This window comes from Cryobacterium sp. Hh7 (genome assembly GCF_004403155.1).
Taxonomy (GTDB): Bacteria; Actinomycetota; Actinomycetes; order Actinomycetales; family Microbacteriaceae; genus Cryobacterium; species Cryobacterium levicorallinum.
In genome coordinates this window covers 1-15,938 of sequence record NZ_SOHG01000020.1, presented here as the reverse complement: position 1 = coordinate 15,938, position 15,938 = coordinate 1, and the positions used below count along the sequence as shown (strand labels likewise).

At 62.7% G+C, this 15,938-nt stretch carries 11 protein-coding genes; 1 reads left to right on the top strand and 10 read right to left on the bottom strand.

Annotation, left to right across the window (positions count from 1 at the left end; genetic code table 11):
* The first annotated feature begins 179 nt into the window (after window positions 1–179).
* Complete coding sequence (locus E3T43_RS08110; protein WP_134472035.1) at window positions 180–1,391, top strand: glycosyltransferase family 4 protein; 1,212 nt, start codon at window positions 180–182, stop codon at window positions 1,389–1,391.
* Between the two features lie 170 nt (window positions 1,392–1,561).
* On the opposite strand, the gene E3T43_RS08105 is transcribed toward E3T43_RS08110, so the two are convergent.
* The 10 genes from E3T43_RS08105 to araB form a co-directional block, all read right to left on the bottom strand.
* The gene (locus tag E3T43_RS08105) at window positions 1,562–2,902 is read right to left on the bottom strand and encodes an O-antigen ligase family protein (protein WP_134472034.1); all 1,341 of its coding nucleotides are present in this window, start codon (window positions 2,900–2,902) and stop codon (window positions 1,562–1,564) included.
* A complete protein-coding gene (locus tag E3T43_RS08100) occupies window positions 2,899–3,525 on the bottom strand; it encodes a hypothetical protein (RefSeq protein WP_134472033.1) in 627 nt (208 codons plus the stop codon). The genes E3T43_RS08105 and E3T43_RS08100 overlap by 4 nt, the downstream gene beginning before the upstream one ends.
* Window positions 3,522–4,166 (bottom strand): hypothetical protein, encoded by a 645-nt coding sequence (locus tag E3T43_RS08095; RefSeq protein ID WP_134472032.1) that lies wholly within the window; start codon window positions 4,164–4,166, stop codon window positions 3,522–3,524. Before E3T43_RS08095 ends, E3T43_RS08100 begins: the two co-directional genes overlap by 4 nt.
* Entirely contained in the window at window positions 4,163–6,013 is a 1,851-nt protein-coding gene (locus tag E3T43_RS08090) for a glycosyltransferase (protein WP_134472031.1), read from the bottom strand. Before E3T43_RS08090 ends, E3T43_RS08095 begins: the two co-directional genes overlap by 4 nt.
* 311 nt (window positions 6,014–6,324) lie before the next feature.
* A complete protein-coding gene (locus tag E3T43_RS08085) occupies window positions 6,325–8,205 on the bottom strand; it encodes an ABC transporter ATP-binding protein (RefSeq protein ID WP_134472030.1) in 1,881 nt (626 codons plus the stop codon).
* Window positions 8,206–8,612: 407 nt separating this feature from the next.
* Entirely contained in the window at window positions 8,613–10,409 is a 1,797-nt protein-coding gene (locus tag E3T43_RS19200; RefSeq protein ID WP_241978873.1) for a WecB/TagA/CpsF family glycosyltransferase, read from the bottom strand.
* A gap of 24 nt (window positions 10,410–10,433) precedes the next feature.
* Window positions 10,434–11,123 (bottom strand): acyltransferase, encoded by a 690-nt coding sequence (locus E3T43_RS08075; protein WP_134472029.1) that lies wholly within the window; start codon window positions 11,121–11,123, stop codon window positions 10,434–10,436.
* A gap of 902 nt (window positions 11,124–12,025) precedes the next feature.
* The gene (locus E3T43_RS08070; protein ID WP_134472028.1) at window positions 12,026–12,562 is read right to left on the bottom strand and encodes a gamma carbonic anhydrase family protein; all 537 of its coding nucleotides are present in this window, start codon (window positions 12,560–12,562) and stop codon (window positions 12,026–12,028) included.
* Between the two features lie 165 nt (window positions 12,563–12,727).
* Window positions 12,728–14,245, bottom strand: coding sequence for an L-arabinose isomerase (gene araA / locus E3T43_RS08065; protein WP_134441061.1), 1,518 nt, complete (start codon window positions 14,243–14,245; stop codon window positions 12,728–12,730).
* A 66-nt stretch (window positions 14,246–14,311) separates the two neighbouring features.
* Window positions 14,312–15,938 (bottom strand): ribulokinase (gene araB, locus E3T43_RS08060; protein ID WP_134472027.1); only part of this gene is annotated, 1,627 nt, incomplete at its 5' end.

Sequence of the window (15,938 nt, the reverse complement as noted above, 5' to 3'; positions counted from 1 at the left end):
TGCGACCGGGAAGTATATCGAGCGCAGGTCGGCGCCGACCGCCATGGCCGGGCGACGGTCGTCACCGAGCTCGTGGAGATTCTCGCGGCCGGCGATATCGATGCTCTGGCAATTGAAGCCTCGACATGGGGGCACCGCAGCCACGACAAGTCCCTACAGCTCTCGGGAAGCCGCTCCCGATGACGCTCGTATCGAAGGGTGTCAAGGCAGCCCGCATCATCCGAACCGACGGTCCGCGAGGGCTCGCGCAGAGGCTCACCCGATATGCCTACGGCAGGCTGGATGCAGCAAGCCTGGACCAGCCGTTGTTCGACGACGACATCCCCGACTTGAGGCGCCTGGACCTGGTCGTTCCCCAACACCGTCCGCCACGGACGCAGCCGCTGCGGATCGGGTGGGTAATGACTCCTCCTCAGGCGGGCTCCGGGGGGCACACCACCCTGTTTCGGATGATAGAAGCGGTCGAACAGGCCGGTCATCAATGCGACCTATTTCTCTACGACCGGTACGGCGGCGACGCCCGCGAACACGAGCGGGTCATCCGTGACTGGTGGCCTAACATCCGCGCCGGAGTCCATGACGCCGCGGCCGGGATCTCCGGCGTCGACGCGTGCGTCGCTTCCTCGTGGGATTCCGCCCATGTGCTCGCTCGTCGCGGCACCTCGCCGATGCGGAGGCTTTACTTCGTGCAGGATTTCGAACCGTACTTCTACCCACGTGGGTCGATGTACTCGCTGGCAGAGGACTCCTACCGGCTCGGCTTCCGTACCATAGCCTTGGGCGAGATGGTCGCCCGGCTGTTGAGGTCGGAGGTGGGTATCTCGCCGGACGTGACCGAGTTCGGCTGCGATACGTCGGTGTATCGGCCGCTTCCCGACCGGGTGCGCACGGGGGTGGTGCTCTACGCACGGCCCGATGTGCCCCGCCGCGGCTTCTGGCTGGCGCGCCTCGCGCTGCAACAATTCCACGAGCGCCACCCAGACGTCGACATCCACCTCTTCGGGTCGGAGGTAACGGGGCTCCCATTCCCGGCCACGCAGCACGGCAGACTGTCCCCTGCCGAGCTCAACGAGCTCTACAACTCCAGCATCGCCGGGCTCGCCATGTCATTCACCAACATTTCCCTGGTAGCGGAAGAGATGCTGGCAGCGGGCACCATCCCCGTTGTCAACGACTTAGTGCACGCGCGAGCGGATCTGGTGAACGACCACGTCGCGTGGGCGAACGCAACGCCGCATTCACTCGCCGCCGCGCTCAGCGCGGTTGTGACGCGGCCGGATGGCAACGACGCGGCACGGGCGGCATCCGAGTCTGTCCGACAGTTCGGCTGGAGCCGGGCACAGTCCGACACCGTGCGGATCCTCGAAGACGAGGTGTACGGAACGCGATAGGGCCGGACCCCAGGCAGTCGACCAGGCCGCCCAGACCGTCAGCGCGCAAACGGCAGCAGGGGTGCTGCCGCCCGGTATGCAAGGAGCGACGGTTGCAAGCGTTGAACCCTGACTGTCGATCCTGACGCGCGATTCAGCGATACCTTCGCCGAGGAATACAGCTTTCACGTCTACCGCGTGAGCATCGTTTGAGCGGATGCCGGTACCGGGACCGTCGAGAAAAGTCGGAGTGCGGCGCCGGAGAGGCCCAGAAAGAGGAACAGCATTCCCGCTGACATCGGGAAGGATAGTCCGTCAAATAAGGCCAACATGATGGCCCCGGACAGGGTGGACGCGAGCAGGGCCAGGGCTAGCTGGCGGTCGATGCTAGTGGTCGCGCACTCGCGAGCCAGACCGGCAGAGACGAACGCGGTGACCACGAGCGCGAGAAAAGAGATGAGCCCCAGGAGACCGAGTTCGATGGCCAGCAGCAGGTACTGGTTGTCGAAGATGTGATAGCGGACCAAGAGCGTGCCAAAACCCTTTCCCACGAAGGGGAACCGGCTCACCAGCTCAGCTGCGGCCTCATAGCTGCTCGTGCGGGAGAGGGTGCTCGGGTCCGTCGCGATTCCAAGGAAGAGCCCGCGAATGGTTCCCAAGAGGCCCGGCACCAAAATGGCGATCACACCGGCAAGCGTCACGCCCAGGGCTCCCAGAACCAGTCGAGCCCTCGCGGAGATGCTGGGGAAGAGCACGACCAGACCGACGAGGAGTCCGACCAGCTCCGACCGAGATACCGAGAGCACCGAGGCGGTGGCGATTAGCGCAGCCGGAAGCCAGCGCGCGATCAGGGTACGAGTTCTGTCTTCCAGCGCCAGCACGATGGCGAGAGGAAACGAAAGGCAGAGCACCACGCCGTATTCCAATGGATGGATGGCGGTCGCCGAGGCTCGAATAAAACCGCCACGGGCGTCGAGAACGGTTAGGTCCTTGCTCATCCCGGGAATGGAGATCCAGTCGATTAATGGATTTCCCGTGAGAAACTGGGCGATCCCGACGACGGCCAAAACAGCGACTGCCCAGGTGATGCGTCGTAGTAGTCGGTGCAACGCGTCGACGGTGCGTAGGCCGTCATTGGCCACGAGAAGAATTCCGGCCCAGGCCGCCAGGCGCAGAATGCCGTTGTCGGCCGGGTTCGTTTCGTCCGCTGGAAGCCCACGCAACAGCGCGGTGGAATAGCTGAACGCGCCGATGATGAGCAAACCGAAGACGGCGAGTCGAACGGGCTGGGGTCGCCAGCCCGTTTGCGCCTGGCGTTGCACCTGCCACCAGCACCACCACATTCCGGCAAATAGGGCCCACAGAGATGCTGGCCGCCCGGCCGACCCCAGCGCAGTGAAGGTCAGGTTGGACGGCACCGCAAAGAGAAGAACTAGGTATACCGTGAGCACGGTGAGCCCGTCGAAACCTCGAGTCTGGCCGTCTGGTCGCTGCCGGGAGATGCTCAGGATGACTGCAGGCGAGGCGATCACTCGAGGAAGCTGGCGGGCAGGCCGCGCTGCCGAGATAGGAGTAGCCCGTCTATGAACCCCACCCCGAGCAGCGACAAGACTATGCCGCCGGCCGCCACCAAGGCCACCACCTGGAACTGATCCGTGAGCACAAGCACGCTCGTGGGCTCTTCGGTGAGTTGCAGGGCGTCGATCTGAGCCGTGGCCTGCACCTCCGCTTGAACTTGCAGCGCGGACAAAGTCTCGGAGATGGCTATTAGCGTCCTGTCCAGAACCGCGGTCACCGCCGCATCGCTCGGCCCCGACGCTGATACCGCGATGAGCGGGCCACTGCTGGCTGGGTCTCGAGCCATGGAGACCTGCGTGCTCGGGTAGTCGAGCAGAATATCCTGTCGTACCGAGCTTGCGTTCATCGCTGCCACCAGAATCTCACTGGCCTGGCCGAGGCCGCCGAGATATAGGTAGGGGTTTCCGCCGGTGGGAATGGTCTGTGTGCCCGGGAGCAGGATAACACTGGCCGCACGCTCGTAGGTGGGGGGCACGGCGGAATAGGCGAGGAGACACAGGCTCGTGGTGAGCGTGAGTGCACCGAGGAGTAGATGCCAGCGTCGGGCCAAACTCTTCAGAAAATTGCTGAGGGTCATTGCGTGTGCACTTTCTGCGATAGTCGGTCGAACATCACGGCCAAGAACGATGAGAGGGCCAGACCGACAAGAAGGAGTGAAACCAGTGCCCGGGTACGGGCACTGGTGGAGCTTCCGAAATAATCTACGGCCGTATCATTCGGCACCTGCTCGGTGTGAATAAAATCCACGACGGCCACTCCGCTGTTCTGCTGCCGGTCAGTGACCAGAGCATCGATGCGCGTGACCAGCCCGTCGACGGTTGTGATGACCCACTCCGGGCTGGGTCCCACTGCTCGAACCGTGAGCACCGGATCTGGAAAACTGTATTGCCATTGACCGCCGCGGTTGGGCAGCAGCACCTGGTAGCCCTGATCGACCCCGGCGCCGAAAAGAGGGGCCAGCTCAGCTAGCCGGTCGGTGGGGCGTCCGTTGTTCATTTCGCTCTCAATGGCGGCGGCGAAACTGACCAGGGTCTCCCTCCGCTGGTCGTTAAACGGCGCGAGAGCGACGTCTCCCGGGGCGACGAAGACAACCTGAACCTGGCTGGAATAGGAGCCAGGCCGCGCGAGGGTGAAATACACGAGGCCGGTCAGCATAAGCACCACGATCACGACATACCACCGCCGCGCGAGGATCTGCATCAGGCTGCGAGTCGTCATCGGACCCACCGAACGAACCGGAGTTTGATGTCTTCCAACCCGGCCGGACCGAACAGCCGCATGGTCACCCATTTCGCCCCGGCGCGTAGCGCCTGTCGCGCGTTTCTGCTTGGCACCGAGACCAGACGGTCGACCAGCATCCGTCGGCGCTCGGGCACGGTGATCGCGTTGAGCTGCGCCCCGAACAAATCGACGTAGGGCAGCGGAGAGACGAGTCGACCGCGCACCCAGTTGTTGGTATTCGAGCCGTGCACCACCTGGAGCCAGCCCGGGGCGCCCTCGATTTCGACCACTGACATGGACTGACCCAGGTGGGTGTGCCAGTCCGCCCAGCAGGAAACGGGATCGTCCCAACTCTCTCGCACGGAACAGAAGGCGTTGTGGGCATCCCGCCGCAAGTACAAACCGTTTCGACCCGCAAAGAGACCGGTCGTGATGTTTAGGGCAGCACGGCGCGCGGGGGCATCCGCGTGCTGTAGTCGATCCACAAAATTCGTGGCGAGGGCGCCATTAGGGTCCAGATTGGTGGTGATTAGCACCTGTCGCTCTCGATCAACGACCGCTCGGATATCGGTGAACAGTTCGGAGCGGCTCACCGAGGAACGAAATACCGCCTGAAAGATGCTGTCCGTCTGAAGAACGGCCACGTGCTCCCGCAGCCAGAGGGGACTCTCGGGATCGAAGTAGATGATCCAGGTGAAGTTTTGATTGGTCTGGGCTCGAACCGACGGCACACAGTAGCGTTCAAACAGGATGATCCGCTCGGCGAGCGAGTCTTCCTGCGCCCGCATCACCCGTTCCGGTCCTGCGGAGGGCAGATTGAACCGGGTCAACAGCACGTGCTCGATGCTGGATAGTACTTCCCTGCCGATAGTCGCGGCACCGGTCTGGGGCGCCTGTGGCAGTTCCTGCCAACGGCGACGGCGGGCCAGTATCGCGGCGGCATGGCGTTGGGCGGGTTGGTTCACTCGCAGGCAGGCATGGAGCAGAAGCGCACCTCGAATCCAGGCGGCATGTGTGCGCGTTCCCCATACCTGCGCATAGCGAACCCGGTTGACGGCCATGAGCGCCGTTTGACCGTCTGATTGGCCTGATCCGCCCTGCCGGTGGCGAATGACGGAAGCCGGTTCAAACCAGATAACCGCCCCATCCTGGCGGGCGCGTCGAAAAAAATCCGTCTCTTCCGAGTACAGAAAATATCTCTCGTCCCAGTCCCCGAGCCGTTCAGCGAGGTTTCCATCGATGAGAAGGGCAGCACCGGTCGCCCACTCCACCGATCGGGCAATCCCATAGTGTGACACCCTGCGGTCGATCTCGGACAACCAGCCCGGCCGAGTACCGAGGTGATCGCCGAAGAGCGCCTCGCCGAAAGTGCGTGAAATCGACGGTTCTCGACGGAGGGAAGGCTGGCGCACGCCGGCCGAGTCGTGCAGCAGCGGAACCACTATTCCCGCGCCGGTTTGAGCCATGCTGCCGTACATGGCGGCAATCGCGCCGGGCATCACCTCGACATCTGGGTTCAGGATCAGCAATGCGCGTGACTGGCCAAGGTCGCGACGAGCAATATTGATGCCGGCGGCATAGCCGAGATTGCCGCCGCTGCGCAGCACCCGAACCTGCCGGTGGGCCGCAAGTTTGAGCAGAGTCTCGTCGGTGGAGTCGTTGTCAACGACAACGACCCGCAGGCGCAGGTTCGGCGCCCCGGCCGGCAGACTGTTCAGCACGGCGTCGATATCCGCTGCGTTGTTGTACGTGACGATGACGATATCCACGTCGGCGGCACTCTCCGCGGCGTAATCGAATTGCCCGCTCAAAGCGGTTCCCGGCGGAGCCGTGGGCTCTTGCATAGAATCAGGGGGCGAGTCCACGTGGTTTCCTTTACCGGTCGAGAAGGCGTCGAATTTTTTTTCGTGCTAGCTCGGCAGAAATGTTGCTGAGCGATACTCATCCCGTACGACGATGAGACTAGCGTGCGGTGCGGGGCATGCGGACGCCCCCAAAGTGGGTGTAAGAACCATCGGCACAATGCGGTGCACGGCGATACGGCTGGAGACGTCCCCCTCCCACACCGGAGGAGAAGTTCGCGTCGCCCAGTGGGATCGCACCCGGGCCGTGGCCGTGAGAGTGGGACACAGCAGACATCCACTGAGCGCAGAGATTAGGGGTTGATGAGTCCAGCCAGTTCGGCCTGAGCCCTAAATTCAGGGATGACAGATACGAGATGCTCAAATGAGCCACTCGCCAGCACCCTGCCTTCAGAGAGATACGTAATGCAATCAAAATTGCGGATAGTAGAGAGGCGATGTGCAACTGCGATCACGGACAGTCCAGGGATCGAAGTAACAGAATTCATGATGTCTGCCTCCGTTTTCGTGTCCAATGAACTCGTTGATTCGTCAAGTATCAGGATTTCTGGCTTGCCGTAAAGAGCCCGCGCAATACCTAACCTCTGTCGCTGGCCACCTGAGAGCCGTATGCCGGCCTCTCCTATTGCGTTTGCAACGAGGGAGTCGCGTGTCTGTGAGCCGACTAATGATTCGAGTTGAGCGTCTCTGAGCGCGGCGTCCACGCGTGACTGGTCGAAATTCGCGTCCCAGACTAGGGCAACATTTTGCGCCAGAGTGCCGTCAAGAAGCGTGACGTTCTGGGGCACATAACCAATTCTGTGCTGCCAGGAGTGCAGCGCAGCCTGCATGGGAACACCATCCAGCAGAACGCGTCCCTTTTCCGGTTCGAGAAGTCCAAGAATTATATCTAGGAGCGTTGATTTGCCCGACCCCGACTTGCCGACGATAGCATGGCGCTGACCGAGTTTTACATTAAGGGAAAGATTCTGAAGGATGAGTTTGTCACCTTCAGCATATCGGAAAGAAACTTCCTGCAATGAAAATACTTCGGGAATCTTATTCAACCTATTTGCTGCTGTGTCAGCATCGACCTCTCGGTCAATGGAATTTGCGAATTCGATATCACTCAACACGCCCCTGACGTGTGACACGTTTGCCGAGACATATGTCAATCCACTTTGCAGGAGGGAAATAGAGGGGATCATTCGGAATCCTCCAACAGCAAAAATTACAATGGATGAGATGGCCGAATCAATTCCTCCGATGACGTACGTTATGCCACCCACCAAGACGAGCCCACCCACTAAGGCAATTTCAAAGACAAATTTCGGCAGGCCGTATAGAAACACAATCGTGGACTGGGCTTTCGTGCTCTTTTCGCGAAGATCAAAGATGATGCTCTCAGCATCATTGATTTTGCCAAGCAGAGTTAGTTCCTTCATCGACGCCACCATCTCTGTTATAAAAACATTAATCTTCTCGCTCATGGACCTATTTATGGCGCCAGCTGACTTGGCCCTCTTATTGACTAGGGCATAGAGAATTGCGGCGATGAGCCCTAGGTATGCAGCGATGAGAACGGCTGTCAACGGTTGAGCAATAACGATTACGGCTAGGACTGCAATAAGTGTCGACAATTGTGCGGGAATGCTAACCAGTGGGTACAAGAACCCGAGTACAGCATTGAATACGCTTACGTCGGCCGTTCGAACTAGTTCAGGAGAACTGGTTTGTGAGCGCAGAATCCAGGGCATGCGGAGGTAAGAAGCAAGCAGGTCAGCGCCGAGATGTAGTTGCACGTGCGCAAACCTACGAGCGGACAGCCACTGGAGGAATAGGCTGGCGACCGATTTGATTACTATCAGTCCGCAGATGGTCGCTATGAGTGCTACATAACTATTCTTCCCTAGTACACCAAAAGGTCCAAAATCGATCGGCATGCTGTTCAGCATGCTTGTGAGCGAAATTGCTAAAAGTCCTAAGGCAATCAGATCCAGCACCGCCAGGGCGCTGGAAAAAACGACAAAGACGTGAATAGAAGTTTTTGTGTTTGTGGGAAGAATTTTAAGCATATCTCGATAGAGCGAAGCGATCTCGGTCATTGTAGTCTTTCCATAGAATGCGTGATAGTTCAAAGAACGCAAAAACTTATCGAATGCGATGCAGAGCTTGTCGGCCAGGAAAATTCGCACTACGACACTCCCGCGTCTGGTCAGACACGCACCACACCTTGATAGGCCATGAATTCGAGAGGATGAATGTTGATTTTCGCATCTGCGTTTTCAACGTCAACTGGAGAAGAGGTGGTTTGATGCCGATCCATCTTTGCTGAGTGATGTGTATGCGTACTTTGATGATTCGTTTTATCAGATTGTTTTCGCTACGTCGGCGGTGTTCGTGACGGGCCAGTGGGCAGGCCTATTCGGTGGCACAGCTCTCGACGCTTGACTATCGATAGAAGGTGCTCTCTCAAAGCGGTTCCCGGGTGGGACCGTTGCTCATACATGAAGTTCGGAGTGCGTCCATGTGGATTCCTTGTCGAACGAATGGTTGTCAATGATGTTCTGGATGCTGGCGTCAGCAGGAGGTCCGCTGAGCGTTACTCATCTCCTGCGACGATGAGACTAGCGCGGGGCTCGGAGGTTTGTGGATGCCCCAAAGGGGGCGCAAGAGCCGGAGGGATTCGGCGGTGCACGGCTGTTCGGCTTGAGACGTCCCGCTCCCACAACGAGGGAGAAGCGCGGGTCGCCCAGCGCGATCGAACCCGGGCCGTCGCCGTGAGTGCGGTATACCAGCAGACATCCGCCGCGTCGGAGGGGCACCGCACCGAGGAAAGGAGCGCCATTAGTCGCTTCCGGGTTGATTCGGCGGCGGAGAGCTCCACGACGCCACGCCGCTGCCTGGTCAGCACAGCCAGCAGCCCGGCCGTATGGCGCGGCGTGCGCACGCGGGTCGGAATCGTCACCAGAACGAGTTTCTCGGCGCTGGTGAAGACGCCGTCAACGAATGCGTCGTCGGCCGTCAGTTCGGGAAAGCGGCCGAAACGGTCATGGCCGGTGGCATTGAGTGCGTATCCGCCGGCTCCCCACAGCGCATCCTTCGACACCGGGATGCGCATTCGGGCCCGGTAATAGCTGCGCACCGGTAAGGAGGCTCCGGTGGTGTCGTACGCGAAGGTGGGGCGGACGGCGAGAAGCGACTCCGACCGGAGCGCCTCGAATACTTCGAGCACCGCGGTGGGGGCGATCTCGATGTCGGCATCGAGATATAGACGAGGCCAGGAGTGCGCCACGTCATCGCCGCGATTCATTGCGGACGGTTTTGAAGCGGTCCCGATCTCGTGCACGACGACTCCGGCGAAGCGGCGGGCGAGTGCCGCCGTCTCATCCGTGCATCCGTTGCAGACCACAATGACCTCGACCTGGCCGTGTGCGGCCAACTCGGCGATCGACCCGAGGGTGCGTTCGATGACGTCGGCCTCATTGTGGGCCGGGATGATGATGGTGCCGTACGGAGTCCCCTTGTGTGTGCTGCGGGGAGACTCTGCGACGACGGGAAGCGGCGGCTGGGATGGGGATGGCCGGTTGGAGCCTGGATATAAGGCCCTGGTCCTGCTCGTGCGCCGCACCAGAAGGTAGGCTGCCGGACCGTCAACGAGGTAGCGAGAGGCAAGGCGGGTGGGCTCGATCGCCAGCCGCCAGGCCCACTCCAGACCGTAAGCAGAGATCCAGCGCGGAGCGCGCCGAATCCGTCTGGCCAGAAAATCCACGACGGCGCCGAAGGCAAGCAGCACGGTCGCCCCCGTTTGTGCGCCGTGTTCGGCGATCCACAATTCCTGCCGCGGCTTTCCGAGCCCGACGATCAGCAAGTCGACATCGGCACTCTTGATCTCCGCAGCGAGAGCTGCCGAGCGTACCGGGTCAGATACGACCTGGCGACTCGGCGCCCAGTAACCGGCCACCCGCATCCGTGGCTGCGAGAGCGCGAACTCGGAGCGCAAACGTTGATGCGTATCTTCCGTGCCGCCGAGGAAGCCGACACGAATACCCAGGTGCTCGGCTCGCTTGAGAATGGGCCCGATCAGGTCGCTGCCGGCGAGCCGTGGCCAGGCGCGCCCGGTCAAGCGTCGCGCGTGGGCGGCAAGCGGTGCTCCGTCGATTAGCTTGAGCCATTCGACCGGCCCCGAAGAAGTCTTCTGCGGCACACGGTGTAGGATTCCGGCCAATTGTGCACCGGTTCCGAAATGATGTACGTGATCGAGGTTCACCGAAGCCACAGCGAGGGGCGCACCCACTCTATTGGTGAGGCGATTTGAAATGCGTCCCAGCGCATCCTGCATTTCCAGCAGGTCGACAACCGACCCGCCCAGCACGATTCGAGATTCATTGACTGTCATCTGCATCTCCAAAGAGGTTGGCGTTCACGATGAGAACGGACGAGTCGGCTGCTCCGACGTGCGTGATGTCAGGTCACGGCCGCTCCTCTGTGAGCGAACCGTCGCGTTCGTAATACCTGTCGCCCGTGATTGGACAGACGATCTGCCGCCGCCGCCGCCGCCGCCGCCGCCGTCGTCGTCTGTCAGCGGGTTGCTGCTGCGACCTACCCAGCCGATGCGTCGGGCGGGCACCCCGGCGACCAGGGCGAAATCGGGTACATCCCGGGTCACGACGGCACCGGCAGCGACCATTGCCCATCGCCCGATCGTCAACGGAGCAATGCAGACGGAGCGCGCACCGATCGAGGCACCCGTACCCACGCGCACGCCGACGGCATTCCAATCTTCAGCGGCTTTACGTGTGCCGTCGACATTGACTGCCCGCGGAAAGGTGTCGTTGGTGAAGACCGCTCCGGGGCCGACGAATACTCCATCTCCCAGGCGTGCAGGTTCGTAGATCAGGGCGTAGTTTTGTATCTTGCAGTTGTGGCCGACGGTGACGCCGGGACCGATGTACGCACCCCGCCCCAGGATGCAGTTCTGGCCGAGAACGGCGTGCTCGCGCACTTGGGCGAGTGGCCAGATCAGCGTTCCCGGTCCGATGTCGGCGTGTTCGTCGACGTCGGCGGTGGGGGTGACGCTGGCCTCTGGGGGTGAGGCTCCGGAGTCCGTCACTCGTTCGTCAGTCGGGCACTCGCGTTCGGGGCGAGGTTAAGGGCGGAAGTAGCCAATATTGGGGGGTAGCAGAATGTGGTGGGTCGACGAGGTCGACGGTATGGTGCCTTCATGGATTCCCTGCAGTTCGGGGGAACAGGAGTTGCTGGAAGGCGCCGGTCGAGCGTGCTTCGGGGGATTCCCGCCGGAAGATGCCAGGCCTGCGGTCAACTTGAATTTTTCTCAAGTGCCAGTGACTGCACAGTATCGGGGCCGGGATATGTGTCGGTACGACCCATCCGGGGGGCTGGCCGCGGTCAGTCCGAGCGGCTAAGATTCGTCCATTCGGGCCCACTGATTTTTTGCCTGCCTGGCGGGCGGGCAACGCGCAGCATTCTCATCACCCGTGCACGGGTGATATTTTGTACTGCGGCCCTCTATACAGGGGACGGTCGAGACCAGGCCAGCCGCAGTGGCGAATCAACGGGAGAATTTCCGGGCCGTGCTTGCGGGAGCTGCCGGGTCAACTCAGTTTATGCCTAAGCTTCGGGGCGGGCGTTGTGGCTTTCTACTTGTATTGCTACTCTGTTGGGTCGGCTGCAGTGACGGTAAGCCAGGCGTGAATCATCAATACCTGAGCTATGAGCCGAGGTGAGCCCACGCTGGTCTGGTCTGGTCTGGTCTGTAGGTCGGCGCTGACCCGCTCTATGCGCGCCTCGGACGCCGATAGGCGCCACGTCGGCCTGCATCTCAGTGTCCGCGAACAGCTTCCGCCCTCGTCAGAAGAAAGCATGCCGTAGCCTGGAGGCCGCCCGGGCCGGACTAATCCCGGCATGACTCTGGTGAATACTTTCGCACCAGCACCTTGAGAATTCACCGACACTCGCCCAAAGTCCCCTGAACGTGCGGTTGGGTTTCTGTTTTTAGGCGAGGGCGGCGCGGTGCAGCTCGGTGTGTTCCAAATAGTTCTGCGCGTTGTGACGGATGCTGTCGATCTCGTCGTCGGTCAGCGGGCGTCGAACCTTGGCGGGAACGCCGGCCACGAGGGATCCGGGCGGCACCACGGTTCCGCCGAGCACGACGGCTCCGGCAGCGACGAGGGATCCGGTGCCGATGACGGCGCCGTTAAGAATGGTCGCGGCCATACCGACCAGCACATTGTCTTCGATCGTGCAGCCGTGCAGCACGGCGCCGTGCCCGACCGAGACGCCGGTGCCGAGGGTGAGCGGAAAGTCGGTGTCGACGTGGCAGGAGACGTTGTCCTGCAGGTTCGAGCCGGCCCCGATCGTGATCGGCTCCAGTTCGGCGCGCAGCACGGAGTTATACCACACGCTGGCCCGGTCGGCGAGGGTGACATTGCCCACGATCACCGCGCCCGGAGCGACGAACGCGCTCTCGGCGATGCTCGGGGCCGGCGTATTCGGCAGGACGATGATTCGGGCGGCGCTGGCAGCAGTCATACGCGCCAGCCTAGCCCGAGGCACCGAGGCACCGGGGCACCGAGGCACCGAGGCACCGAGGCGCCGAGGCACCGGGGCACCGAGGCGGCGGGCCAGCAAGGTGCGGCGACCCCCCCCGCGGTGAGCAGGCGGGCCGAGTTCGAGACCGAACTCGGCCCGGCGGGATCAGATTCCCTGTGCCAGCCGATAGTAGGCCTGGTTCCAGCGCACCTCGCGGGTGAAGTCGCGCAGGGTGGTGGACTTGTCGATCACGAGGAGCTCCGTGCGCGCGATCTCGGCGAAGTCCTGGAAGGCGTCGATGCCGACGGCCGTCGACATGACGGTGTGGTGGGCGGCGCCGGCGGTTAGCCAGGCTGCGGCTGACGTGGCGAAGTCGGGCTCCGGACGCCAGACGGCGCGGCCGACCGGGAGTTTCGGGAGTGCCTCGGTGGGCTCGACCACCTCGACGACGTTCGCGATGAGACGGAACCGGTCGCGCATGTCGCTCATCGCGACCACGACCGCGGGGCCGGGGGCAGCGTTGAAGACGAGGCGCACGGGATCCTCGCGGCCACCGATGCCGAGCGGGTGGATCTCGAGGGTCGGCTTCTCGGTCGCCAGCGCCGGGTTGACCTCGAGCATGTGGGCGCCGAGGATGAGTTCGGCCCCGGGGGTGAGGTCGTAGGTGTAATCCTCCATGAGGCTCGCACCGCCGGGAAGACCGGCGCCCATTACATTGGCCACGCGCACGAGGATGGCCGTCTTCCAGTCGCCCTCCCCGGCGAAGCCGTAGCCCTGCTCCATCAGGCGTTGCACGGCAAGGCCGGGCAGCTGGCGAAGCGCGCCGAGGTCTTCGAAGCTCGTGGTGAAGGCGCTGAAGCCGCCGGCCTCCAGGAAGGACTTGAGCCCGATCTCGATCGCGGCGCCGTAGCGGAGCGACTCGTGGCGTTCGCCGCCGGTGCGCAATTCGGGAACGACGTCGTAGCGCTCTTCATACTCGGCGATCAGGGCGGTGATCTCGGCATCCGTTGCCGCGTGCACTGCCTCGGCGAGTTCATTGACCGGCCAGGTGTTCACCTGCACCCCGAAGCGCAATTCGGCCTCGGTCTTGTCACCCTCGGTGACGGCGACGAAGCGCATGTTGTCGCCGAACCGGGCGAGTTTCATGCTGCGGCTGGCCGCCCAGCCAGCGGCAGCGCGGGTCCAGGTGCCGATGGTGCGAGTCACGGCCGGGTTGGAGACGTGGCCGACGACGGTCTTGCGGGATACCCCGAGCCGGGTCTGGATGTAGCCGAACTCGCGGTCGCCGTGGGCGGCCTGGTTGAGGTTCATGAAGTCGAAGTCGATCTCGCTCCAGGGCAGCTCCACGTTGGCCTGAGTGTGCAGGTGTAGCAGCGGTTTGGTCAGAGCGTCGAGCCCGGAGATCCACATCTTCGCGGGCGAGAAGGTGTGCATCCAGGCGATCAGGCCGATCACCGCGTCGTCGGAGTTCGCGTCGAGTGCCGCCCGGCGGATCGATTCGGAGTCCTTGAGCACCGGTTTCCACACGATTTTCACCGGGATATCGCTCGACGCGCCGAGCGCGTCGGCGATGGCTCTGGACTGGTCGGCGACCTGCCGCAGCGTCTCCTCGCCGTAGAGGTTCTGGCTGCCGGTGAGAAACCAGACTTCTACGTGGTCGAGGGTCGTGGTGAGAGAAGGCATGGGTTGAGTGCTCCTTGTGCTGCTAGCGGTTGAAGTATGAGGTGATCGCGGCGTCGAGGCAGGTGGTCACGCCGCCGCGCCGGCATCGCGTTTGAGGCCCTTGAGCCGGTGCATGACGTCGTTTGCGCCGCGGCCGAAGTAGTCGTGCAGCAGGGAATACTCGGCGAAGAGCTGGTCGTAGGCCGTGGCCGACTCGGCATCGGGCGTGTACACGTTCTGGTTGAGCTTGCCCATGGCCTCGCCCGCCGCGCGCACGTCCGGATACGCGCCGGCGGCCACGGCAGCGTGGATGGCGGAGCCGAGTGCAGGCCCCTGCTCGCTGTCAATCGTGGAGATGGGCATCCGCAGAATGTCACTGTAGGTCTGCATGAGGAACGCATTCTTGAGCAGTCCGCCGGCCACGATGAACTCGGTCACCGGCACTCCGCTGGCGTTGAAAGTTACCACGATGGTGCGGGCGCCGAACGCCGTGGCTTCGAGCAGGGCGCGGTAGATCTCCTCCGGGCGGGTGGTGAGCGTCGTGCCGAGCACGAGGCCGGAGAGCTCATGGTCCACGAGCACCGAACGGTTGCCGCTGTGCCAGTCGAGGGCGATCAGGCCGTGCCCGCCGACCGGCTGGTCCTTGATCAGCTCGGTCAGATACTGGTGCACGCTCAGGCCCGCAGCTTCCGCCGCGGCAAAGTACCGTTCGGGAACCTGGTTGTTGACGTACCAGGCGAAGATGTCGCCCACGCCGGACTGGCCGGCTTCGTACCCGTACAACCCGGAGACGATGCCACCGTCAACGACGCCGCACATGCCGGGCACCTCGGCGAGTCGATCCGAATTCATGACGTGGCAGGTGCTCGTGCCCATAATGGCCACCATCTGGCCCGGGTTCACGGCGCGCGCGGCCGGTGCCGTGACGTGCGCATCGACGTTGCCGACGCTGACGTGAATACCCTCGGGTAGTCCTGTCCAGGCCGCGGCTTCGGCCGTGAGGGTGCCGGCGGATGCTCCCAGCTGGCCGATCTCGTGGCTCACCTTGTCGAGGGCGAACCGGGAAAAAGCCGGATTGAGCGCCCCGAGAAACTTCTCGCTCGGGTACTCGCCGTCCTGCAGGATTCCCTTGTAGCCGGCGGTGCAAGCGTTGCGCACATACCGGCCGGTGAGCTGCCAGACGATCCAGTCCGCGGCCTCGACCCAGTGGTCCATGCGCTCGTACAACTCGGGATCTTCCTCGAGCAGCTGCAATCCCTTGGCGAATTCCCATTCGCTGGAGATGAGCCCGCCGTAGCGGGGCAGCCAGCTTTCGTCGCGCTCGAACGCGAGATCGTTGATGCGGTCGGCCTGCGGCTGCGCAGAATGGTGCTTCCACAGCTTGACGTAGGCGTGTGGACGGTCGGCGTACTCCGGCAGCTCGTTGAGCGGGGTGCCGTCGGCGATGACCGGAACCATCGTGCAGGCGGTGAAGTCGGTGCCGATGCCGATGACCCGGGCCGGGTCGATTCCCGCACTGGCTAGTGCTGCCGGAACGGCGCTCTTCAGCACGGCAACGTAGTCCTGGGGAACCTGCAGGGCCCACTCCGGTGGCAGCTTCGCGCCCGTGGCCGCGAGGGTGGTGTCCATGACCGCGTGGGGATAGTCGAGCACGGCCGAGCCGAGTTCGGCGCCGTCCGAGACGCGCACGACGACCGCGCGGCCGGATAGTGTT